This is a genomic window from Myxococcales bacterium, from assembly GCA_022563535.1.
Classification (GTDB): Bacteria; Myxococcota_A; UBA9160; order UBA9160; family UBA4427; genus DUBZ01.
Window position 1 is genome coordinate 1 of the sequence record JADFNE010000060.1, and the last position, 24625, is coordinate 24625.

Sequence of the window (24625 nt, forward strand, 5' to 3'; positions counted from 1 at the left end):
TAAGTAGTTCCTTAGCGTGCCCGTCGTGATCGCCTGTCGCGCTGACGTTCGTCTGGTAGACGCCGACCGTGTCGTTCTCGGATGTCCAGGTCACGATTGCGCCGATGACGGCATCCCCGTTCTCGTCCTCGACGTGAATCTCCGTATGGACGTGCTCGTCTTTCGGACCCGATCTGAACCAGCTGATACAAGAGACGATCATTTCGCCCCCCAGGCCGATCGTGGTGGAGTCAGTCTGCTTGCTCTGAGCGCCAGTCGTCACGGTGAGCGTGTAGTCGCCATCCGGCGTATTTTTGGGGATCTTCGCGATGATCGTCGTCTCGGACGCCTCGGGGACGGCGACGGCGTCACCGTTCAGGGTGACCTCCAGGAAACTGCCGCCCAGGAATCCCCCGCCGACAATCTCGGCAGTAATGAAATTATCCCCCGGAGCGTTGGGATTGGTGAGAACGACTGAGCCGATCACCACGGCGGCGCCGCCGCCCTGGCCGCCCATTGCTGCGGCGGATTGGGCAAGCAACAGCGCGGTGCTCATCGAGAGCAGTAACGTGAGTATTGATCGCAAAGACTTCATTTCAAATCTCCTAATTGAACAGTTTGACGGTGCTCTGTGATGATCGAAGACCGGAGTCCGAACTCAACGCGCCGTTGAATCGGCATCGGACCCGCGACACTCTGGTAGCCCGTCAGGGAAAAGAGCGCGGAACCACTTCTGTTCTTGCCGGAATTATGTGCCGCCCGGGCGCCCGGGGTCAAGAACATTATCCTCAATGGCAACCGATTTCGGTGTCTGCCCGCGGCGGATCGTCGGGTGCCGCTAGCTGCCCCGGCTCACCGCTGTCTGGCGGATCGCCGGTAGCTGCGACGATACTTACTCTGAATCGTTCAGAATTTAGCTAGCGGTGTCTTGCCCTGGAACACCTATCGCACTTCCCCCGGGGTAGGCACGTGCGCCGCACAAATACATGCCCTGTCGGTGTGCGATAGCGCGCCAAGCGATGGACCAGGCGCATGTGTACGGCAGGTATCTCGCAGTATATATAGATACAGGGTTCGCTCGGCGGGGGCCGAAAATCCAGCCCGGAGTAAAATCACTCAAAATCTCACAACCAGTGGCAGAGTCGACGCGAATATCCCAGTTTTCCGGGCCTGCATTCAAGCGAGCCCACCGGTCACCGCAATCGAACAATTGCAGACGGAACGATCGCGGCCTGTGTCCGAGCCGGGCACAAGCACGCGCGTAATATCAACTCAATCTCGGCGAGCGATATTTTCCCCCGCCGATAGATCGTGAACAGAAACAGTCAGGAGTTCGGATCCATGCAGAGCGAAGCAAAGGTCGTCATCATCGGCGGAGGCGTGGCGGGTTGCAGCCTGCTCTATCACCTCACGAGACTCGGGTGGAGCGACGTCATGCTGGTGGAGAAGGACGAACTCACCAGCGGTTCCACCTGGCATGCGGCGGGTCTCTGCACGCAGTTCATCCCGAGCTACAACTTGATGAAGCTGCTCAAGTACAGCTTGGACTTGTACGAGTCCCTCGAAGCAGAAACGGGGCAAGCGGTCGACCTCCATCGTTGCGGAAGCGTGCGGATCGCCACCACCCAGGATCGACTCGACGAGTTTGCACACCGCAAAGGCATCGCAGATCAGCTGGGTGTTCCCTTCGAAATCATCTCGGCCGAGCGAGTGCGCGAACTCTTCCCATTGGCCGAAACGAAGGACGTCCTCGCCGCCGCCTATTTGCCGAGCGACGGCTACGTCGACCCGACCGGGCTCACCCATGCCCTCGCAAAGGGAGCCACTGCCAAGGGCGCCCGAATCATGCGCCAGACTTCCGTGACTGCAATGGAGCACGACGGAAACGGATGGGTAATCCAAACCTCGAAGGGCGAAATACGAGCGGAGATCGTGGTCAATGCTGCGGGCCAATGGGCGCGTCAGCTGGGCAAGCTCGTCGGGCTGGAACTTCCGATCGTACCGATCGAGCACCACTACCTCATCACCGAACCCATGAATGAGGTCAAGGCATTAAAGAACGAACTGCCCGTCCTGCGCGACCCCGATGCCTCCTTCTACATTCGAGAGGAAGGCGGCGCGCTACTCGTCGGACCCTTCGAACGAGACACCGTGGCGTGGTCAGTGAACGGCGTTCCCGACAGCTTCAAGAGCGATCTCCTCGAGCCCAATCTGGATCGACTCGAAGACGTGCTCACGGCCGTTGCCGAGCGGGTTCCGTCCTTCGGCGACGCGGGGCTCAAGAGCATCGTCAACGGGCCCGACGGTTACACCCCGGACGGGCACTGCTTGATGGGTCCGGTGCCGGGTCTCCAGAATTACCACGTGCTCGCCGGCTTCAGCATCTTCGGCATCGTGTTCGGCGGCGGAGCCGGAAAGTACGCCGCGGAGTGGATCGTGGACGGACAGCCGAGCGACAACATGTGGGAAGTCGACGTGCGGCGCTTCGACGACTACGCCAGCTCGACAAAGTACGTCGCCGAGCGGGCGATCGAAGTCTACGAGTACGAATACGCGATCCATTACCCCGAAGAGGAACGACCCGCCGGTCGGCCACTGAAGACGACCCCGCTCTTCGACCACCTGGCCTCGAAGGGAGCCGTCTTCGGCGCTCGCTTTGGCTGGGAGCGGCCGCTTTGGTTCGACAAGAACGGGCCAGCCAAGGACGAGTATTCGTTCCGACGCGGGAACTGGTTCGCGGCAGTTGGCGAAGAGTGCAAGGCAGTCCGATCGCGGGTGGGTGTGCTCGATCAAACCAGCTTCGCAAAGTACGAAATATCGGGGCCCGGCGCCGTGCGCTTCCTCGATCGACTCTGCGCCAACAAGCTTCCGACCCGCCTGGGTCGAATCGCGCTGACACAAATGTGTACTCCGCGCGGAGGCGTGGAATGCGATGTCACGGTGACGAAGCTGGGGGATGATCGCTTCTACGTCGTCTCGGCGTCGGCAACAGAGCGCCATGACCACGCGTGGATCGCGCGCCACCTGCCCAACGACGGCAGCGTCCTGCTCGAGAACATCACCAGCCGTTACGGCGTCCTGACCCTGGCGGGTCCGCGCTCGCGCGAGGTCCTCCAGGCGATCACGGACCATGATTGTTCGAACAAGGCATTCCGGTTCTTCCGCTGCCAGGAACTCCACGTAGGCATGGCACCCGTTCGGGCGCTGCGGCTCTCGTACGTCGGTGAACTCGGCTACGAGCTGCACCATCCCATCGAGTACCAGCGATACATCTACGATCTGTTGATGAAAGCCGGCGCTCAGTTCGACATTGTCGACTGGGGCTACCGGGCACTGGACTCGATGCGACTCGAAAAGGCGTATCGGCTTTGGGGCGTCGACATGACGGCCGATTGGTCGCCACTCCAGGCCGGCATGGAGCGCTTCGTCGCGTTGGACAAGGGAGACTTCATCGGTCGCGACGCGCTACTGCGCGAACAAGAACGAGGCGTCGCGCACAAGCTCGCCTGCCTCGTCATCGACGCCGACGACGCGGATCCTCACGCCTATGAGCCGGTGACGGCAGGTGACGAATTGATTGGCTACGTCGCGGCAGGAGGCTACGGGCATACCATCGAGAAGACGATCGCCCTGGCCTACTTGCCCACTGCGTACGTCAAAGACGGAACCGAACTCGAGGTAACGATCCTCGGCTCACGTCGCTCCGCGAAGGTTGTCGAGGAGCAACTGTACGATCCGAAGAACGAGCGCCTTCTAAGCTAGCAGGCTGCTAGTGGCCGAGGTTGTATCCGAAGAGCCGCGGCAACCTGGCCACTGCTTTGAGCAAGAAGTTGCCGGATTCGCCGGCTTCCCATGCGTCGTCCGTGCGGAGGATTGCCTCGAGGGTGATCTTCGCACCGATGTACATGAACGGCTCCGGTGGGAACCGCTTCGAACGGAACCCCACGAGGGGCAAGGAAGTGAATTCGTCTTTTTTGCCGAGGGCTAGCGAAGACAAAATCTGACCGCCGAGGATGCATGGACCTACGCCACCCCCGGTGAAGCCCATCCCGTAGTGGACGTTCCCGCCCCACATCGACCCGAAGAACGGAACATGGTGAGCACTGACGTCGATTGGCCCGCCCCACGCTGAATCGATGCCAACGCCGCGAAACGCGGGGAACCACCTGTGAAGCGATTCTTCGAGACGCTTGAACCACGACGTGTCGTTCGACATGCGGCCTTCCGCGCCGTGACCGGGAGTCGCCGTGGCGGCCCCGAATGCGATCCGACCATCGGGAGTGGTGCGAATGTAATTGAGCGTTGCACGGAAATCGCCGAGCCCCTCACCTCCCGTCCACCCCATCTCTTGAAGTCTCTCGGGTGCCGGCTCGGTAAGGACGATGTGGCTCGCCCGCGGAATGATGCTTCGGGTAAATCCGGGGAGTTGGTTCGACCAGGCGTTCAGACCGAGCACGACCTGTTCGGCGGTGACTGCACCGGCGCGCGTAACGATCTGGACCGGTGAGCCGCCCTGGATGCTATCGACCGGCGTTCCTTCGTAGATGCGTACTCCAGCGTCGAGAATCAGAGCCCGCAGTCCCCGGGCCAGACGCGCGGGTTGCACCGTGGCACCGCTAACCTCCAGGACCCCGGCACGGAACTGCGGCGACCGGCATCGGTCGGCAACCTCTGCAGCCGAGAGCAGCTGATAGAAGTTTTCCGGGAACTCTTTGCGCGACTGAAGTTCCCGGTATTCGTCGAGCGCATCATCGAACATAGGAGACGTGGAAACGTTGAGATGACCGGCGCGTTTGAACCAGATGTCGATGTCGGCCTTGTGGAAGAGGTCTACCGCAAAATCGACGGCGGTCTCGGAGGCGCGACAGGTTCTGGCCGCCTCCTGCGCGCCGAAGAGATCCTCCAACACCGAGAAGTCACTCCAGAGCCCGTACATGAAGCCGCCGTTTCTGCCGCTGGGACCGCCACCGCAGATATCGGCCTCGAGCAACACGACCTCCGCACCGGGGTCGGCCTGCTTCAGGTGATAGGCCGTCCACATTCCGGTGTAACCCCCACCGACAATGGCAACGTCGGCGTGCACTCGACCCTGCAAAGGCGGGCACGGAGTTCCGGGGTCTGCGGCCAGAGCCTCGCGGAGCCACCAGGATCTGGATTCGAGCGAGGCGACCTCGGGTCCGTGCAGCGTGGCACGATCGACGGTCATGGCTGTCCTCCTCAATGCTGACAGTACCACGCTGCCGACGGTAGACTAGAATCCAATTTCGCAAGGGGATCAGCCAGACCACTATGGGATCGCATCCATTCGAGGAGATCCGGGCCAGCTATGACGAGGGTCGCCCCCTGCCCGGTATCGCCTATCGAGATGCAGACGTCTTCTCCGTCGAAGCCGAGACGCTGCTCCGCAATTCCTGGCTCAGCGTAGCGTGCGGCCAGAACGTGGCCAAAAGCGGAGACCTCTTCCCCGTGCGGATCGCCGGGCAATCCCTGCTGGTCGTGCGCGATCGAGACCATGAGATCCGCGTGTTCTACAACCTGTGCCGTCACCGCGGAGCGCCTCTGGCGACCGAAAAGTGCAGCGCACGGGGAGGACGCATCGTCTGTCCCTACCACGCCTGGAGCTACGGGCTCGACGGTGAACTCGTCTCGGCGGCGCACTTCCATCGCCACGGAGACGGCCGCCCTTCTGCGGAGGAGCGAGCAGGGCTCGGGCTGCTCTCGCTGCGAACCGCAGTCTGGCGCGACATCGTGTTCGTGAACCTTTCCTCTGATGCCCAGCGCTTCGAGGACTTCATTCGCCCGTTGGACGAGCGCCTCGCCAACTGGACCGCCAGTGAGCTTCGGCCACTGTCCTCGGACGAGTACGAGATCCAGGCGAACTGGAAGCTCGCGGCGGAGAATTTTATCGACGCCTACCACCTGCCCGTCTTGCACTCGCAGATCGGCGGCGGCTTCAGCGGGGCGCTGGGGACCGAGGACGTCGAAGTATCCGACGACATCGTCGGCTTCTTCATGCCCCAAGGCTACGGAGACGGCTCGGGACAGGCGGAGTCACCGCTTCCGCGCTTCTCCGGTCTGGCCGCGGACGACACCCTGCGCATCGAGGTGTTTTCGATCTTTCCCAATACCCTGCTGCTGGTCGAGCCGGACAATCAACAGGTAATCGTATTGCGCCCCCAGTCCCCCGGAGTCACGCACGAAACCTTCGCCAACTATCTGGTTTCCGATGCGTCGCAGACGGAAGACCTCGCGAAGGTACGCGACGAGATGTACCGCTCGGCAATCGAAATCAACGATCAGGACGCCGTGCTGCTCGCCGGATTGCAATTGACGCGCTCGATGGACGTCGGCGGCGAGACGCAGCTCACCCAAGCCTGGGATCGGACCAACCGGCGCTTCCAACGCCTTTGGGCGCGGAAGCTCTTGGCGGGCGTCGGGTGAGGCGGGCGTCGAATGTCGTATGCTTGCAACTTCGCACCGCCCCGCATCGGAACACCCGTGACGAGGAGTAGGACCTGACCAAGTTCTCGAAATTTGTGCTGACGATGTCGCTCTCGCTCCTATTGGCAAGTTGTGCCACGGGAATTCGACCGCTCGATTCGTCCGCGGTTGTGACCTTGGGGTCGAACGAGGGATTCCTCATTCTGCACGTGGACACCGACGTACCGATCGCCGGGATCGAGCTGAATGGGGAGACAATCGCCAGCGGAATTGCCGTGGGGCACCACGTTTGGTTAGTGCGGGCTATCGCGGGTTCCTATCGCTTTACTGCACTGCAATTCATCAACCTGCCCGGGCACCAAAGAAGAGAACGCTCCGATACGAATGAAAATATCCGCTTCCGATCAACGGGCCGGATCAAGCGACACCAAAAACTTTACCTCACATCGGATGACGAGTTCCGTTTCGAAGTCGAGCGGGGCAGCGTCAACTACGGCGGAGCTCTGGTGGTCCGAGGGACGCGCGAGCGCATCGACGTAAGCAGCCGCAATCACGTCGCGATGGCGATCCGAATGTTGAGCGATCGAGACGCGGAAGTCGTGGCGAGCCATCCCCTCCGATTCGGAAGACTCAGCGAGGATGGATTCCTCGACTACTACAGCCGGGAGCGCAGTGCTGTGCTCGAGGGGAAACGTTGAAGCACTGTTGCCGCCTGCTCTCGCTCTGGGGCGCGATCGCGACAGTCTCGATCGGGCTGCCGACGTCGGCCGGTGGGCTCGCCGCCGAAACCCTCTTTCCCGCCTTGCGTATCAACGGTGTCACGGTTAGCCCCAGCGGAGACTGGGCGCTCGCCCGGGCGGTGAACGGGGAGATGCACGGTCTGATCGCGCAGAAGCTGGGGTCCAAACGAGCCACCGCTGTCTTCGGCACTGAGGACGCGATTCACGCAGTCTACTGGGTCGGCAAGGATCGATTCGTCGTCATCTTCACAGAGGATTCTTCCGTTCTGGTCGCGCGCATTTATGAGCAGGAGGGCGAGCCTCGAATCGAGCGACACATGATCCGAGCGCCGGGTGGGCTCGCCGATCCACTTCCGCTCGTCGATGACTTCGTGCTTTGGCAGGTCAGGTATCCGAGTAAGAGTTCGGTTCAGCGGATTCAATTACAGGACCTCATCGACTACCGCGGTGAAATGGACGGGAGGGTGATGCACCTCGGAGAAACCCTCGGCACGATCCGCGGATCCGTTTCTGACTGGGTCGTAGACCGAAGCGGAAACCCGCGTGCCGCGCTCCGGGACGACGACGGAACGCTCGAGATTCTGACCCGCGCCGTCGATGTAAAATCCTTTCGAGTGGTTTACAGCTTCGAGGAGGATAGTGGGAACGAGATCTACCCGAAAAGCGTAGCTCCGGGTGGTGAAGCATTAATCGTGCTCGCGTACGGCGGTCACGACACGATGGGGATCCATGAATTCGAACCGGAGTCAGGAACGCTCGGAGCGAGAATCTTCGGTCGTGATGATGTAGACGTGACTGACGTGCTGTTTGATCCGATCCATGGAGACCTGATCGCCGCGGTTTACGAGGACGGAGGGCAGCGGCGTTATCACTACCTAGACCGAGATGTCGAGGGAATCTGCGGTGACAAAAGTTCCGACTCGCGAGCGGTTTTCAGCCGCAGCGCGGACCGACGGATCTACTCCGTCAAAGCCTCGAGCCCGACAAACCCCGGAACATGGTATCTCTGCGATGCATCGACCAGGTCGGCGGTGGTTGTTGCGAAGGTCGCTGAAGACCTTGACGCGAGCCAACTCTCCGATGTTCAGAGCATTGAAGTGACATCGCAGGACGGAACGCGCGTCGAGGCATTCCTAACCGTCCCGAGCGACCTCGGCGGGGACGCCGCGCCGCTCGTCGTCATTCCACACGGGGGCCCGTTCGACGCGCGGGACAGCAAGGTCTACGACCCGTTTGTCCAGTACTTTGCCAGCTGGGGCTTTGCGGTTCTGCAGGTCAACTACCGGGGATCGTCCGGGTATGGGCGAACGTTCAAAGAGGCAGGAAGGAGGGAGTGGGCGCGAGGGATCGAGGACGACATCGACGCCGCCGTGGAATTGATCGTGCAGAGGCCCGAAATCGACGGGGATCGGATCTGCATCGTAGGCGGCAGCTACGGCGGTTTCTCGGCCCTGGCCAGCATCCTGCGGCACCCGGAGCGCTATCGCTGCGCCGTCACGATCAACGGCGTGACCGACGTGCCGCTCCTCTTCGAGAGCAGCGACATCGCTGAGGATGAGCGCAATCTTCGACTCCTCACCGAGAGACTTGCGGACGTCGAGACCGAACGGCCTCGTCTCGTCGAAATCTCCCCCGTCTACGATGTCCGGCGAATGCAGACTCCGGTGTACGTCATCTATGGAACGAAAGATCGCCGCGTCGTTCCCGAGCACGCGCATCGCCTGCTGCTGATGCTCGATCTCCTCGGGAAGGAGCACGAGGTTCTCGAAATTCGAGGAGGGGAGCATTCCCCCGACCGACGGGAGTGGATCGTAATTACGCGCTCGATCAGACGATATCTGACGAGGTACCTCTTTCCGTCACGTACTTTTGTCGACGACCGGAACATCTCACCTGGCCCCTAGGAACGGTACCCCTCGACAGGCCTTTCCAGCGCCAAAGTAGGGATAAAAGGCGACGCACACGCCTTCGCGAAGATTCGCTTCGTCCTCCATGCGATCGTTCATCAGCTCCATTCTCGAGTTGCGATAATTGATACTCCACAAGACGTCGAGTCCCCCATAGCCGCCAAAGACATTCGCTCCGCTGGCCTTGAAGATCTCCAAGCGGAGCGAAGCAGCCTGAAATGTACCGCTCAACGTCGCCCCCCCTCTCGTGGACGGCACGCGGCGCCTTACGCCATCCCAACGCACGGAACCACCAATGCCCTCGCCATCGCGGAGCACCATGTTCGGAACCACCACGAGATCGGCGCTAGATATCAGATTTTCGATGATCCCGGGGATCAGGCCCGACAGAGTCATGTCTGTACGAACGTAGTCCTCGGACAGCGACATGGAGTTACGACGCGCGCGACGACGGGCGGCTGTTACGGCACTTTGAAACTTTTCGGCTTCGAGCGTCTCCACCGTCAATCCTTGGGCCTGTAGGTGCTCGCGAATGAGGCGAAGGACGTCCTCCTGACCCTTCTCCAGATAGCTGGGAATTCTCTCGGTTTCGTTAATCGGAATCAGGAGGACCGTCTCGATATCAGAGCTGAAGGCCTGACCAGGAGCCAGCTCGTATTCGTGCTTCGGCGGCATCGAGCAAGATGTCGCTACGAATGCGCTCCCAATCACCAACAAAAAAACGCTGCGAATCGCTCGCCGCCGAGCAGAGCTTCCACTCGTAGTTCTCGTGGTTCCACGACGACGAACGTCAAATCCCGATAGAGTTCGAGTATGAGTCATGGAACCAGAATACCATCGGCCCCCTCGCGGGGCGATTGAGAATCAGGCTCGAATATCACTAGCGCGCAGCTCAGCCCCCAATGGTACATCTCGGTCGTACCATCTGCGTCGGTTCTGGCACACCGCCGTCTGTATCGATGGCGGCTGACTAGCTTCCAAGTCACCGATAGAGCGCAGTTTTTCCGTTTGGCGGGCAAGTCCGTCGCGCTGGCACGAGTCATGCAATGTTTCGAGTCAGCCAACAAAAGGCGCCGGCGATACCGGGACTCACCCCACAGCCAAGACGCCGACGAACCGGGACGTGCAAGCCGCTCCAGGAGACTCGAACATGGTCCACTCTCAACTCGCCCAGTTGCTCCCCAATGCGACACCGACCCGACACCTGCGCGTGACATTGCTCGAACTGATTTCCGCGCTCTGCGAAGAAACCGCTGACGATCGAGAAGTGACCGCCACAGCACTGCGGATGCTGAAATCGCACCGCGTCAGACTGTGCGGAAACTTTACCGACGAAACCTTTGAATAGAGAAAGGACCGGCCGTCTCCCCGTCAAGGGTGCAGCACGGCCACAGACCTGGCAGCAACAACTAGCAGTAACAATTTAGCTGTAAAAACAGCCACAGTCGCACTCGCCGCCATACTCGCCGCCCCAGCAACGACTCCTGCAACGATCTCCATCGCTGAAGCCCCCGATGATCTGCCCCTGCCGCTGCCGCTGCCATTGCAACGGCCCCTTCGCCCGTCGCCAAATTCAACGGTCTGACCCGCCCGAGCGCCTGCTCGAGCAACTGCCCAATCCCCCGGGCCTTCGGCCCGGATCGGGGCGAAATTTACCCGGAATTCCGGGCAAGTTGTCGCACTGGTACTTGTTGGACACTGCAAAATCTCAGCTTTAAATTCCTATGTTCACGCTCTGGTTCGCCCGCGGCCGCCTCGGCGCCATTTGCTGACCCATTGGTCTCCGCGCTACTCTGGCAGCGGTACAACGGGCGGGAGGCGCTGGTCTCCATGTCCACGGGTACGCTGGGTGCTTCCCGGTTCGAGTTCGCTGTACCCTCGATTTCGGGATCGGACCGGTGGTCTGCGAAATCGAAGAACTCGCCCCGCCCCTTGTTTTCACTGCTTGTCGGCGCTCTGGCGACCATCGCCCCGTCGACCGCCGGTGAAAACGGAGAATGCAATGCTTGATCTCTCGAAACTGATCGCCAACCAGAAGCCCGGCTTCACGCTGCAGCAGCCCTTCTACACCGATCCCGCGATCTACGAACTGGAAGTCGACCGGATCTTTCTGAGAGCCTGGATCTATGCCGGACACTGCAGCCAGATCCCTGATCGCGGTGACTACTTCTTGTTCGAAATCGCGGCTGAGTCGGTCATCGTGATCCGACAGAAGAACGGCGAAGTCCATGCGCTGCTGAACGTCTGCCGCCACCGTGGCTCACGAGTCTGCCTCGAGCATGCTGGCAACGTGCCCGCGTTTGTCTGCCCCTATCACGCCTGGACCTATGATCTCAGCGGCAAGCTGCGCTCGGCACGTGTCGCCGATGGGGAGCTCGACCGGGCGGCTTATGGGCTCAAGCGAATCCAGGCTCGCATCCTGCACGGCCTGATCTTCATCAACTTCGACAATACGGCGGACAACTTCGATCCGATCGAACACGACCTCGACGCATGTCTTGCCCCCTATGGACTCGCAAACGCCAAGGTCGCCCACGAGACGAGCTATCCCGTCGATGCGAACTGGAAGCTGGCGGTCGAAAACTACACGGAGTGTTTCCACTGCCGTCCCTCCCATCCGGAGTATTCACTGTCGCACAGCCTGGCGGTTCCCGAGGAGAAGCACCAGGCTCTCTGGGATGGCATGGACGAGTGTGCAGAAAGTATCGGCCTGGTTACCGAGAGATTCAGTCGCACTTGTGCCGACTCGGGCAGTTTCGGCAACGACCGAATGTACGATCACTATCCGCTGTTGGATGGATACGAAACCGGGAGCGAGGACGGGAAGCTGGTGGCGCCTTTGCTCGGGAATCTGAAACGAGCGGGCGGGATCGCGTCGGACTTCCAGGTCGGCCCACTGACATTTTTTCTCGCGTACTCGGACCATGTGGTCACCTATCGCTTCGTTCCGACCTCGCCCCTGCAATCGCGTTGCGATATCTCCTGGCTCGTGAATGGCGATGCCGTAGAAGGCAAGGACTACGAACTGGACGCCCTGACATGGCTATGGGACGTAACGACGATCGCCGACAAACGAATCATCGAGAACAACCAGAGAGGGATCAATTCCAGCTTCTATACACCCGGCCCCTATACAAAGATGGAAGAACCCACGAGGCAGTTCGTCGAGTGGTATCTCGCGGGTATCTCGACGGAGCCTCAGTCCTGAAGCGTGGAGAGTCCCGATCCCCCGGAGGCGCTGGGGGCAAGGGCCTTGAGGGGTGCGCTAGACTGGCGCCCGGCCGAAAACGGCAAAAGCGAGACAACGTCGATTGCGCCCGCCCTTGGACGCCGATGAATCCGCTGGAACTACCCGATTAACGATTGATAGCGTTGTCCGCCGACCCCAAAGAATTGTAAATGTCGGGCCTTACTCATACACGAGCCCTGCAGGGAGAGAAGCACCATGTCCAAAGCAGTCATCCCCTCTGATATCGAAATCGCGCAGAGCGCCACGCCGAAGCCGATTGGCGAGATCGCCAAGCAAGCGGGGCTGCAGGAAGACGATTTCGAGAGCTATGGCCGCTACATCGCCAAGCTCACCCGTGAAAAATGTATCGACCTTCAGAAGAACGGCGACGGCGACGGAAAACTGATTCTCGTGACTGCGATGAGTCCCACGCCGGCCGGTGAGGGCAAGACCACCACCTCCATTGGACTCGCTGACGCTCTCCAGGCCGTCGGCAAAAACGCGATGCTGTGTCTGCGCGAACCCTCCCTCGGTCCCTGCTTCGGCATGAAGGGGGGTGCGGCAGGAGGCGGGTATGCCCAGGTGCTGCCCATGGAGGAGATCAATCTCCATTTTACGGGAGACTTCCACGCCATCGGTCTGGCGAACAACCTGCTCTCTGCGGTTCTCGACAATCACATCCACCACGGCAATGACCTGGGAATCGATCCCCGGCGCATTACCTGGTCGCGAGTCGTCGACATGAACGATCGCGCACTGCGCAATATTGCGATCGGCATGGGCGGCGTGAACAACTCGGTGCCGCGTCAGGATGAGTTCCAGATCACGGTTGCATCGGAAGTCATGGCGTGTTTTTGCCTCTGCGACGACCTCAGTGACTTGAAGCGACGGCTCGGCAACATTGTCGTAGGACATACCTATGATCGAAAGCCGGTATGCGTTCGCGATCTGAAAGTCGATGGAGCGATGACGGTACTGCTGAAGGACGCCCTTCGCCCGAACCTGGTCCAGACGATCGAACACACGCCGACCTTCGTGCACGGCGGTCCCTTCGCCAACATCGCCCACGGTGCCAACTCGATCATCGCAACCCGCGCGGCGCTGAAGATGGCCGACTACGTGGTTACGGAAGCGGGCTTCGGAGCGGATCTCGGCGCCGAGAAGTTCATGAATCTCGTCTGTCGCAAGGCCGGCTTCAAGCCCGATGCGGTCGTGATCGTGGCCACGATTCGGTCGCTCAAGATGAACGGCGGCATGCCCAAGAACGAACTCACCCAGGAGAATCTCGCAGCGCTGACCTCCGGCCTCGCCAACCTCAAACGTCACATCAGCAACATCCACTCCTTCGGCCTTCCGCTGGTCGTCGCCTTGAATCGGTTCTCCGCCGACACGCCGAAAGAAGTCGTGCTCGCGATGGAGAAGTGTGCTCACCTCGGGGTGGAGGTGATCGAGAGCACGGTCTGGGAACACGGCTCGAAGGGCGGGATCAAGCTCGCCGAAGCGGTCATCGACATCATCGATCGAGTTCCTTCGGACTTCACCTACCTCTACGAGGACTCGTTGCCGCTCTGGAAGAAGATCGAGGTCGTGGCGCAGAAGATCTACGGCGCTCGGGAGCTCGAGGCGGACAAGCGAGTGCGCAACAAGTTGCACAACCTCGAGAAGGCCGGTTACGGCCACCTGCCCGTCTGCATAGCGAAGACCCAGTACTCGTTCTCGTCGGATCCGAAACTGCTCGGGGCCCCCGAGCACTTCGACCTCACCGTGCGAGACGTGCGACTCGCCGCAGGCGCCGAGTTCGTGATCGTCTACTGCGGAGACATCATGACGATGCCGGGGCTCCCGAAGGTACCCGCCGCAGAAATCATCGATGTAGACGAGAACGGTCGAATCACCGGACTCTTCTAAACCTCTGGCACCTCCGGCCTCCGGCCAGCGGTCGGAGGCCCAACGCTAATCGCCCGGAAACATTGCATTATTTTTCCACGCAGTGTTGACAAAAGAGAGGATGTCTCGGAATATATCCACTCAGTGTGGATCTTTTTTGGGAGGCCTCCATGGGCCGCAAGAGTCTTCAAGCCGTTCGCCGCAGCCAGATCCTGGACGCCTGCGAAGAAATCGTGTTCGAAGACGGACTCGCGTCCGCCTCGCTGGCGCGGGTAGCCGGCCGGGTAGGGCTCGATCGCACCACAATTCATCACTATTTCCGCACCCGGTCAGACCTGCTCGCCGGACTCGTCGAACGGATCGTCGACGGGTACCTGGCCGAGGTCCGCGAGGTACAGGCCGCGCGGGGGTCGAACGCGGATGTGGCCGAGATCCTCGACTTCTTGCTGAGCCCCGACTTCGCCCGACCCCACTACGACCGACTCGTGGACGAATTCAGCGCCGCCTCCTACGAGGACGCCGAGGTGCGGAGACAGCTTCGGCGGTTGTTCGTGACGTTGGAGGAATTCACCGTTTCGTTGCTCCTGAAGGCCGTGCCCGACGCCGCGCCCGAACGCGTGCGCGAAACCGCCTACACGATGTACGCCCTGATCGAAGGCGCCTATCTCCTGCACGCGCTGGGTTTCCCGGACGACCGGCTCAAGGCAGCGCGACGCACCGCGCACATGTTGGTCGAGGGGCTACAGCGGGAAGCGCGTTCCCCTGCGGACGGGACGGAAGAGAACTAGCCATGCCCCTTGTTCACCTGCCGGCCGACGCGCCGACCGACGAAATTACCGACGTGCTGGATCGCGACGGATGTGTCGTGCTCGATCGCGTGCTGGATCGCGAGACGATCTCTCAGGTTCGAAGCGATATGGCTCCCTACATCGAGACCGCACCCAGGGGCGATGACGAGTTCACGAGCCCTGAGACCAGGAGTGCTGGAATGATCGTGGCGCGCTCGCCGAAGGCGCGCGAGATCATCATGAACAGCACCATTCTCGAGATCGCCGCGCACGCGCTCTCCCACGCCACGACTTTCCAATTGCACATCGCGGAGGTCATCGACGTCGGACCCGGGGCGGCAGCGCAACCCGTTCACCGGGACCAGTGGGCTTTCGATCTATTCCCGTTTCCCGTCGGCCACGATTCGACCTGCGCAACGATGTGGGCTCTCACGGATTTTACTGAAGAAAACGGCGCGACCCGTGTCATCCCGGGGTCTCATACGTTGGAAAACAATCTCGAGTTTTCGCAGGCCGACACCGAGCCGGCGGTGATGGAAGCGGGCTCCGTCCTGCTCTACACGGGCTCGCTATACCACGGAGCCGGCGCAAACCGGAGCGATTCCCCTCGCCCGGGCCTCATCGTTCATTATTCCCTCGGTTGGCTCCGCCAGGAAGAGAATCAGTACTTGAGCGTGCCCTCGGATGTTTTACAGTCGCTCCCGGAAGATTTGCTTCGGCTCATGGGATATTCGTTCGGCGCCTATAGCCTCGGCTTCATCGATGGGGGTCGCGACCCCATTGCGGCCATACGGCCGGATCTCGAAAAGTCCAGTTCGGGAATCAGTTACCAAGATGTCCGCGAGCGGTTGTCACCCGCTTGAATCATCAACACGCAGAAACGGAATCAAAATTCATTTTCCGGGTAAACAGCTTCCCGGTAGAGCAGTACTTGCCAAGGAGACGAGATGACGCGACTAACCCCCTTTCATTCACGCACATCTGCGCTGAATGAAGGACAGCGCTGGGAAGACTGGGAAGGTTTTCTCACGGCCACGATGTACTGCCTCGACCCGCTCGTGGAATACAACACGATCCGTCTGGGGTGCGGGCTCTTCGATGTCTCGCCGTTGCACAAATACGAGGTGCGCGGCCCCGACGCCCAGGCACTTCTGCAGCGCATGGTCGTGCGCAACCTGGCGCCGTCTCGCCCGGGACGCGCCTTCTACACAGTTTGGTGCGACGATAACGGCAAGGTCGTCGACGACGGAGCGATTTTCCATATCGCCGAAAATCATTTTCGGCTGATGTCGACTCTCCCGTGCCTCGAATGGCTGATCGACAATTCCGTTGACTTCGACGCCACGCTTGAAGATGTGTCCGAAGAACTGGTGGGCATGTCGCTGCAGGGACCGACCTCCCGGGATCTCCTGCAGAAGCTGACCGGCGCCGACGTGTCGGCGTTGAAGTACTTCCAATGCACGGAAGCTGAAGTGTGCGGTGTGCCGGCGTCGATTTCACGGACCGGCTATACCGGTGACCTCGGCTTCGAGGTCTTCATGCGGCCCGATGATGCCGTAACGATCTGGGACGCCGTGATGGCGCTGGCCCCGGATTACCAGGCGCGTCCCTGCGGTCTGGTCGCCCTCGATATGGCGCGGATCGAGGCCGGGTTGCTGCAGATCGATGTCGAGTTCATCTCCGCCAAGCAAACCCTCTTCGAGGTCCAGACGATTTCGCCCCTCGAGTTGGGCGTCGGTTGGATGGTCAAACTCGACGGCGATTACTTCATTGGCCGCGATGCACTGATCAAAGAGAAGGCGAACGGCACTTCGAGGTGGAATACCGTGGGCATCGAACTCGACGTCACCTGGATCGAGAAGTGCTTCAAAGAGTTCGGCATGCCCCTTCACCTGCCCGAGCAAGCGTGGAACGAAGCGGTGCCGATCTACTCCGACGAAGCACAAGCGCATCTGATCGGCCGGGGCACCAGCGGTATGTGGTCACCGCTGCTCAAGAAGTACATCGCGATCGCGCGAATCTTGCCCCAGCACGCAAAGCTCGGATCGCGCTTCTGGATCGAGGAATATATCGAGGCCAAGTCCTTTTCCATCCCGGCGACAGTGGTCAAGATGCCCTTCTTCAACCCGGCCAGGAAAAGGTCCTGAGACCCGACTCGCAACACTTGGCAGAACTCTAGAAACTCATCAGCAAGAATACGGAACTTCAGCAGAGGCAAAACATGGCAGAAACATTCGATGCAATCGTCGTCGGCGGTGGACACAACGGCTTGACCTGCGCGGCTTACCTCGCCAAGGCGGGGCAAAAGGTGCTGGTGCTCGAGCGCAGATACGTTCTGGGTGGAGCAGCGGTCACCGAAGAAATCTATCCCGGTTTCAAATACTCGGTGTGCTCTTACGTCGTCAGCCTGCTGCGTCCCGAGGTGACGCGCGAACTCAACTTGAGCAAGCACGGACTCCAGATCCATCCCCAGGAGCACGTCTACCTGCCGATGGAGAATGGCGATCGCCTGGTCACCTATAGCGATCCCCACAAGACTCGCGAAGAGTTCCGGCGCTTTTCCAAGAAAGACGCGGATCGAGCCGAGCAGTTCGAAGACATGATGTATCGAATGGCTTTCGCCGTGAAGCCCATTCTCAGCTACAAGCCACCGAACATGGCGGCCCCCAGCTTGAGCGACCTCAGCACGCTGAAGGATTTTGGCGGACACCTGAACGGCCTCGGCAGGGAAACGTTTCATCAGCTCACCAAGATCATGACGATGAGCGCAGATGATTTCGTGGGGGAGTTCTTCGAGACCCCGATCATCCGCGCCATGCACAGCCTGAGCGGCGTGATCGGTACGATGCTCGGGCCGAAGTCTCCGGGTACGGCGTACGTGCTGCTGCATCACTACATGGGTGATCTCGATGGCGCGTTCTCGGCCTGGGGCGCCCAGAAGGGCGGTACTGGCATGGTGAGTGAAGCCATCGCGAGTGCGGCCCGAGAGTTCGGCGCCGATATCCGGGTCAACGCACCGGTGGCGCAGATCATCATCAAGAACGGCACCGCCGTGGGTGTGGCACTCGAAAACGGCGACGAGTTCTACGCCAAGACGATCGCCACGGGTTGTGATCCGCACGTCTCTTTCCGCAAGCTGGTCGAAGAGAAGGAACTGCCCAGCGACTTTGTCCGCGCCATCGACAAGTTCAAGTTCCGGGGATCGTCGGGCAAGGTGAACATCGCCCTCGACGGGCTGCCCAAGTTTACCGGCATGGAGGACACCCGGTTCATGAACGGTGCGGTGGATATCTGCCCAAGCACCGACTTCGTGGAACAGGCCTACGACGACGCCAAGTACGGCGGCTTCTCGAAACGGCCAGCGATGGAGATCTGCATCCCCTCGATGTGCGATCCCACGATGGCACCGCCCGGCAAGCACATGATGTCGGTCTTCGTGCAGTACTGCTCCTACAACATGGACCAGCACGGCGACCGAGATCAACAGCGAGAGGCCTTCGGCAACGCGGTCATCAACACCATTGAAGAATTTTGTCCGAACATCAAGGACCTCATCTTGCACAAGCAGGTTCTCACGCCGTGGGATCTGGAGCAGACTTTCGGCCTGACCGAGGGGAACATCTTTCACGGAGAGTTGACTCTCGACCAACTCTTCTTCCTGCGCCCCGTTGCCGGTTATGCGGATTTCAGGACACCGATTCGCAATTACTGGCAGTGTGGATCAGGCGCCCATCCCGGAGGCGGCATCATGGCCATGCCGGGCAGGCTGGCCGCGAAAGAGATCCTCGGTGGGAAGCTCCCCAGTTAGCCCCTGAATCCGGCGCGCTTTCATGAATCACCTTCACGCAATTCGATATAGGAAAGAATCCCTTGAGTAACTACGACGCGATCATCATCGGAGCGGGACACAACGGGTTGGTAACCGCGGGGTACCTCGCGAAAGCCGGCCGCAAGGTCCTGGTTCTAGAACGGCGCAGCATCGTCGGTGGCGCCGCTGTCACCGAAGAAATTTTTCCCGGCTTCAACGTCTCGAGCGTGGCCGACGGCAGGGGCTATCTATCGGCCAAGGTCCGACGCGACCTCAAGTTGGACTCCCACGTCGCGACGATCGACTCGGACGTAGTGGCCTTCTGCCCGCAACCCGACGGTACGAGCCTTACGATCTACCGCGATACTGCGAAGACCGTCAAGGAAATCGCGCGCTTCTCGCAGGCCGATGCCGAAGCCTACCCCGGGTTCCTCGAACTCATGCAAGCCCTGGCGGGCGTCGTGGGCGCACTGGGACACATGACACCCCTGGATCTCCCCGAAGTGGCTTTCGGTGATCTGCGCGGAGCCATCGGGCTGCTTCGCCCGGGGCGCAAACTCGGTCGCAAGCGAGTCACGGAACTGCTGCGCATCATGCCGATGCCCGCCGCGGATATCCTGAACGAGTACTTCGAATCCGGTGCGGTGAAGGGAGCGATCGGCGCCAACAGTTGCTTGGGCATTACCTTCGGCCCGCAGGAATCGGGCACGGCCTACACCATGCTGTACTCCTGGGCGCTCAGCGGCAACGGCCTGTTCCGTTCGTCAGGCGTCGTCAAAGGTGGCATGGGTGCAATGTGCGACGCGATTGCAACCGCGGCCAAGGGCTTCGGAGCGGAGATCCGAACCGACGCGCCGGTGGCGAGCATCACCGTCGAAAACGGGCGTGCAACCGGAGTCAAGCTCGAAAACGGTGAATTGTTGACTGCGAAGACGATCGTCTCGAATGCCGATCCCCGCACCACCTTCAACCGACTACTCGACCCCCGCACCCTGGGCACGAGCCTGCTGAAGCACGTGGCGAACATCAAGTGCAAGGGTTCGGGGCTGCGTATCCATCTCGCGTTGAGTGGCTTGCCGCAGTTCACGGCTCTTGCTGGCGGGGACTCTTCCGCGCAGCTCGGCGCGCCGATCCAGATCGCGCCTTCGCTCGACTACATTGAGCGAGCCTACGACTGCAGCAAGTACGGTCGGTATTCGGAATCGCCTTTCCTCGACGTCTTGATCCCGTCGGTTCTGGATCCGAGCGCTGCTCCCGCTGGACAACACCTCATGTCCATCACCGCGAAGTACGGTCCCTACGAACTCCGCGAGGGAGATTGGGCGACGGAGAAGGAAGCCTTCGCGGACGTCGTCGTGAACACCCTGGCGGAGTACGCGCCCAACATTCGCGACCTCATTCAGCAGCGACACGTGATCTCGATGCACGATCTCGAGAGCATCTACGGCCTGCCCGAAGGGAACCCGAACCACGGCGAGATGATTCTCAACCAATTCTTCCACATGCGACCGATTCCGGGCTACGCCCAGTACCGATCGCACCTTGACGGATTGTATATGTGTGGTGCTGGCTGCCACCCGGGTGGCGGTGTCACCGGCGTGCCCGGCCACAATGCGGCGCGCGAGATTTTGAGGGACTCGAAGCAATAGGTTCGAGGCGCTGCGCCGGTAACTACGCCCGTAACTACGCCACTAACTACGCCACTAACTACACAGTAAGAACACAGTAAAAACACGGCGCGAGTCGCTCACTCGCGCCGTGTCATTTCTCTTCCCGACGCAACCTAGCTGATGATCATGTAGACCTTTCGCACGGTCTCCACGACTTCAGCCGTCCCCTTCCAGCCGCGCGGGAAGACCCAGCTGTCACCAGCCTTGATATCAGTCACCTGACCGGATTCTGAGGTCAGTACCCAGTGGCCCTTCAGCAGGTGACAGAACTCCGTAATTTCCAGATCGAGCTGCAGCTTGCCGGGCGCACATTCCCAGGTTCCCGCGCACAAATTTCCTGCTTCGAAAAAGCCACTATCTGTCTGCTCGGGCAGGGAGCCGATCGGCTCACCGAACGAATCCGCATGAACGAGGTCTGTGAGGGCAGCGCACTGCTGCTGAAGGCTGATTTCGGGCATTGTCGTTTCTCCTGTTTTGATGCTCACCGAGAGCATTGATTGAGTCTGGTAGTCGGCGCCAGCTGAGCGCAATGAGAACTGGCGCGGTGCTTACGACTTCGGGGGTCCGGCCACGATACGCTCGTCGTGCAGCTTCCCGATTTCGCCTTCCCCGAGACCGAGGATCTCCGCGAGGATCTCGTCGGTGTGCTCTCCGAGTTCTGGCGCGCGTACGGCGGACTGGCGCGGTAGAGCATCGAACACCAGAGGTGAACTCGGGGTTAGCAATGTACCGATCCCCGGGTGGTCGAGCATCTCGAACATGGGGTTCTGGGTCGAACAATCGGGATCCTTCTCCACCACCTCTCGAATCGTACGGTATTCAGACCAGCACACTCTGTGCATATCGAAGATTTCGCGCACCTCGCTCATCATCCGGGTGTGGCACCACGGTGCCAGGATCTCGGCGATTTCTCGCCTCAACCGAAAGCGGTTGCCCGCCTGCGAGAGATCCAGCCCCATGCGCGCGCCGAGTGCATCAAAGGCTGGGCCGAGTTCTGTAGCCTTGCACAGGTTGGTCCACTGTGAGGGCGTCAACGCGACGACCATCAGCCGCTTGCTCTCCAGGGTTTCGAAGTCGCGACCGAATGCGCCGTACAGGTAGTTGCCGTCCTTCGGGCGATCGGAGTCGTTGATCATGACCTCGCCGATCTTCCCGAGGTTGCCGAGCATGGCCAGGGCAACGTCCGACAGTGCGAGCTTGACCAGCTGGCCTTCGCCCGTGCGGGTCCGGTGGCGCTCCGCCGCCAGCAGCCCAACCGCAGCCAGCTTGCCCGTGATGCAGTCCCATGCGGGCAGCAAGTGATTGACCGGCCGCGGGTCGTCCTTCGGGCCCGTTACCGCCGGAAAGCCCACGGACGAATTGACGGTGTAGTCGACCGCGCTGCTGCCGTCGCGATGGCCGGTGATGTTGACCATGATGAGGTCAGGGCGCTTCTGCTTCAATCGCTCGTAGCTCAGCCAGCCGCGAGCCGGAAAGTTGGTGAGGAACATGCCGCTGTCTTCGCCCGGCTCACATATCAGCTGGGTGAGGATTTCCTGCCCGCGCGGTGATCGGATATCGACTGCAATCGAGCGCTTGCCCTTGTTGAAGCCGGCCCAGAACAGGCTGCGCCCGCCGTTTATCGTTACGGGCCAGCGGTCGATGTCGAGTCCGCCCCCGATCGGGTCGAAGCGGATCACATCGGCGCCAAGTTGCGCGAGTGTCATACCGCCGAGCGGGGCGGCGACGAACGCCGAGCCTTCGACGATCCGCATTCCACTTAGTATTCCCTTCATGACTATCCCTTTCTCAAATCATTGTGGTGCCAGATACTGGCTTTCGCTCAGGCCATCAGGGCCAGCATATGCCAATCGAGAACACACTCGCGCTTTCCCGGTTCCGGTGAGTCGGGGCCGCGTTCCGCAGACACGAGGACGTGTAGATCTACGAGTCCGCCGCCGGCTTCAAGCTCGTGGGTGTCGGTGATCTCTACCTCGGTCTGCAGCCGATCCCCTTCGAACACCGGCGCCCGGTGATCGCAGCTGCGCCAGGCGATCAGTGTCAGCAAGTTGGGGAGTGCACGGCTGAGTTGAGCCGAGGCCATCGAGATCGTGTGGCCGCCATAGACCAGGCGCCGGCCGTAGGGACTGGCCGTCGCGTCGGTGTGGGCCTGAGCGAGGTTCAGGGTCTGACGAGCCAGCTCCGGGGCAGTGGTCACCGTGTCGGCGGCTTCGATCACGTACTGGGTTCCGGCTTCGATGTCAGCGAAGTGCGGGCCCGTCGCAAACGAACGAAATACATCGAATCGCCAATTGCTCGGGACGGCGGCACGCACGGCGTCCATGTCGAGTTCCGAGGGAATCGCGCTCAATATGTCGACGGGGTCTATAGTCGCTTCGGGTTCGGAGGCCGCGTCGCGACACGGCAGCATCGGGCAGCGCCAGAAGTGCAGCACGGTCTCTCGATGCTGGTTTTCGACATGAACCTGCAGCACGACGATTCCGGTGGCGTCGCGACCCGGCTTCGTGCGATTTTGCCGACGCGCCACGACTTCGGTCGTAGTCGTCAAGGTGTCGCCGATGAACACCGGGCGCTGCAGCACCAGGCCACGATAGAAAAGATTGCCCAGGACGCGTTGAGAGGGCGTGGTGGTCTGGCCGATCGCCATGTTGCAGACGAGGTTTGGGTGGGCGAGGGCGTGACCGCTATCGGTGACCGCACGGCAGAGGGGCTCGGAGAGCGGGAGACGCAGTCGGTCGCCGAAGAGCGCTGCATGAAAGGCCGCATGGCCAGACGTCAGGGTGACCGCCGGGGCATCGTCGAAGACCCGACCGACCGCGAGATCTTCGAAGTACGGGCGGTCTACCACGATGGTTGGCTTCGCGGGGCTGGCTTCGGATATGGAACCACTCAATTTTGACTCTCCCACTGCGATTCTTGGTTACCGGCTTCCGTATTCCGCGCTGGCTCGTCGCGTTGCCATCCAGCCCGAGCGATTCAGCTCCCGTTTAGCATCGTTTAATATTCGCCCCGCAAACAATGGGAAACGGCAAGACACTCCAGTATAGCCGCTCAGAGCTGTTATATGTGTTAAGTATCCGATCCACGGAAAGGTGGATTATCGGGCGCCGACCCGCTCTGTTGCGCGACACGCGCTGTCCCATGCGATCGGCCTTAACACGGTTGCGCATCCCCTGACGGTGTTCCGAGATGCTGGGGTGGACCGGTCCTACTGCGCAGCGCTCTGCGCGCGCTTTAACAGCAACGCCACATTGCGGCGTACTTCTCCAGCCGACAACTCGAGTGCTCGCTCGAGTGGCGCGATGGCCCCGGCAGCATCTCCCGCAGTGAACCTCACCTGCCCGAGTTCATGGAGTGCCGAGCGTTGATCGGGCTCGAGCGCGATCGCTTGTGTCAGCGCCTCTTCGGCTCCGGGCCAGTCCTTCTGCCGCGCCCGCACCTGGCCGAGTGCAGTCCACGCCAGCGCCGAAGCGCGTTGATCGATACTTCTCTCGAGCGCGGCCTCGGCTTCCAAGAGTTTGCCATCGTTCGCAAGGGCGATGCCGAGTCTCGCGCTCACCATCGGGCTCGGCAGGCGGATGCGCGCGAGACGTCGCTCGGCCGAACGCAGTCGTTCGGAAGCGCCGTCGGCGCGATTGACTCCGAACTCCTTCTCCTCCGCGTTCACGACGTACTGAACCATGTAGAGGCTGGCGACCACCACGACCGCGATGCGGCGCCAGGGAAGCCCGCGGCTCCCCGGATCCACTTGTTTGGACGGCTCGACCGGGCGCAGCAGAACCCGGGCAACGGCGCCGTCGCGCAGCTTCCAGATCGCGCCGTCAAGGATGAAGTGGTGGAGATTGACGGCCGTGTTCACGAGCAGGAACAGGCCGGCGTCGTAAGGCACTGGAGTTAGGCCCGTAGTCGAAAAGATCAGCACCGGCAGGCCGAAGACGGCAAAGCCAGCGAATGTTGCGCGGGTAAAGTAGTGGCGGCCAGCACCGCCGGAGCGGGCGAAGTAACGGGTCACCCAGAGGTACTGAACCGAGTGTGCGAAGGCGATCCACCAAAAGGAGTACTGCGCATCGACCAAGTTGAAGGCGACGGTGTCGATGCCAAAGCCTTCGCTCCGGGCAATGATCGGGACCGTGAACCACAGCGCCTGGGATAGAACCAGCAGTGCCGTCGGCGTAA

General features: G+C 60.9%; 19 protein-coding genes. 12 read left to right on the top strand and 7 right to left on the bottom strand.

Annotated features, from left to right (window positions below):
- Positions 1–574 (bottom strand): hypothetical protein (locus IH881_15835; protein MCH7869166.1); only part of this gene is annotated, 574 nt, incomplete at its 3' end.
- Positions 575–1320: 746 nt separating this feature from the next.
- Between IH881_15835 and IH881_15840 the strand changes: the two genes are divergently transcribed.
- On the top strand, positions 1321–3741 hold the full coding sequence (locus IH881_15840) for an FAD-dependent oxidoreductase (GenBank protein MCH7869167.1): 2421 nt from the start codon (positions 1321–1323) through the stop codon (positions 3739–3741).
- Positions 3742–3748: 7 nt separating this feature from the next.
- On the opposite strand, the gene IH881_15845 is transcribed toward IH881_15840, so the two are convergent.
- Positions 3749–5185 (bottom strand): FAD-dependent oxidoreductase, encoded by a 1437-nt coding sequence (locus IH881_15845; protein MCH7869168.1) that lies wholly within the window; start codon positions 5183–5185, stop codon positions 3749–3751.
- 83 nt (positions 5186–5268) lie between these two features.
- Between IH881_15845 and IH881_15850 the strand changes: the two genes are divergently transcribed.
- The 3 genes from IH881_15850 (at position 5269) to IH881_15860 (ending at position 9064) form a co-directional block, all read left to right on the top strand.
- The gene (locus tag IH881_15850) at positions 5269–6420 is read left to right on the top strand and encodes an aromatic ring-hydroxylating dioxygenase subunit alpha (protein ID MCH7869169.1); all 1152 of its coding nucleotides are present in this window, start codon (positions 5269–5271) and stop codon (positions 6418–6420) included.
- A gap of 209 nt (positions 6421–6629) precedes the next feature.
- The gene (locus IH881_15855; GenBank protein ID MCH7869170.1) at positions 6630–7118 is read left to right on the top strand and encodes a hypothetical protein; all 489 of its coding nucleotides are present in this window, start codon (positions 6630–6632) and stop codon (positions 7116–7118) included.
- A complete protein-coding gene (locus tag IH881_15860; protein MCH7869171.1) occupies positions 7115–9064 on the top strand; it encodes a S9 family peptidase in 1950 nt (649 codons plus the stop codon). Before IH881_15855 ends, IH881_15860 begins: the two co-directional genes overlap by 4 nt.
- On the opposite strand, the gene IH881_15865 is transcribed toward IH881_15860, so the two are convergent.
- Entirely contained in the window at positions 9050–9742 is a 693-nt protein-coding gene (locus IH881_15865) for a hypothetical protein (GenBank protein ID MCH7869172.1), read from the bottom strand. The two genes, IH881_15860 and IH881_15865, sit on opposite strands and share 15 nt — an antisense overlap.
- Positions 9743–10217: 475 nt before the next feature.
- Between IH881_15865 and IH881_15870 the strand changes: the two genes are divergently transcribed.
- The 8 genes from IH881_15870 to IH881_15905 all read left to right on the top strand — a co-directional run bounded on the left by IH881_15870 (position 10218) and on the right by IH881_15905 (position 20428).
- A complete protein-coding gene (locus IH881_15870) occupies positions 10218–10415 on the top strand; it encodes a hypothetical protein (GenBank protein MCH7869173.1) in 198 nt (65 codons plus the stop codon).
- 654 nt (positions 10416–11069) lie between these two features.
- Positions 11070–12275, top strand: coding sequence for an aromatic ring-hydroxylating dioxygenase subunit alpha (locus tag IH881_15875; GenBank protein ID MCH7869174.1), 1206 nt, complete (start codon positions 11070–11072; stop codon positions 12273–12275).
- 252 nt (positions 12276–12527) lie between these two features.
- Complete coding sequence (locus IH881_15880) at positions 12528–14204, top strand: formate--tetrahydrofolate ligase (GenBank protein MCH7869175.1); 1677 nt, start codon at positions 12528–12530, stop codon at positions 14202–14204.
- A 149-nt stretch (positions 14205–14353) separates the two neighbouring features.
- On the top strand, positions 14354–14971 hold the full coding sequence (locus IH881_15885) for a TetR family transcriptional regulator C-terminal domain-containing protein (protein ID MCH7869176.1): 618 nt from the start codon (positions 14354–14356) through the stop codon (positions 14969–14971).
- A 2-nt stretch (positions 14972–14973) separates the two neighbouring features.
- On the top strand, positions 14974–15834 hold the full coding sequence (locus IH881_15890) for a phytanoyl-CoA dioxygenase family protein (GenBank protein ID MCH7869177.1): 861 nt from the start codon (positions 14974–14976) through the stop codon (positions 15832–15834).
- Between the two features lie 84 nt (positions 15835–15918).
- Positions 15919–17118 (top strand): aminomethyl transferase family protein, encoded by a 1200-nt coding sequence (locus IH881_15895; GenBank protein MCH7869178.1) that lies wholly within the window; start codon positions 15919–15921, stop codon positions 17116–17118.
- A 74-nt stretch (positions 17119–17192) separates the two neighbouring features.
- The gene (locus IH881_15900) at positions 17193–18779 is read left to right on the top strand and encodes an NAD(P)/FAD-dependent oxidoreductase (protein ID MCH7869179.1); all 1587 of its coding nucleotides are present in this window, start codon (positions 17193–17195) and stop codon (positions 18777–18779) included.
- 62 nt (positions 18780–18841) lie between these two features.
- Positions 18842–20428, top strand: coding sequence for an NAD(P)/FAD-dependent oxidoreductase (locus IH881_15905; protein ID MCH7869180.1), 1587 nt, complete (start codon positions 18842–18844; stop codon positions 20426–20428).
- A 134-nt stretch (positions 20429–20562) separates the two neighbouring features.
- On the opposite strand, the gene IH881_15910 is transcribed toward IH881_15905, so the two are convergent.
- From IH881_15910 to IH881_15925, 4 genes are all read right to left on the bottom strand, one after another.
- Positions 20563–20907, bottom strand: a complete 345-nt coding sequence (locus IH881_15910; protein ID MCH7869181.1) for a DUF861 domain-containing protein — start codon at positions 20905–20907, stop codon at positions 20563–20565.
- Between the two features lie 90 nt (positions 20908–20997).
- The gene (locus IH881_15915; GenBank protein MCH7869182.1) at positions 20998–22224 is read right to left on the bottom strand and encodes a CoA transferase; all 1227 of its coding nucleotides are present in this window, start codon (positions 22222–22224) and stop codon (positions 20998–21000) included.
- Between the two features lie 47 nt (positions 22225–22271).
- A complete protein-coding gene (locus IH881_15920) occupies positions 22272–23300 on the bottom strand; it encodes an acyl dehydratase (GenBank protein MCH7869183.1) in 1029 nt (342 codons plus the stop codon).
- 357 nt (positions 23301–23657) lie between these two features.
- Positions 23658–24625: tetratricopeptide repeat protein (locus IH881_15925; GenBank protein MCH7869184.1), on the bottom strand; the 968-nt coding region annotated here is incomplete at its 5' end.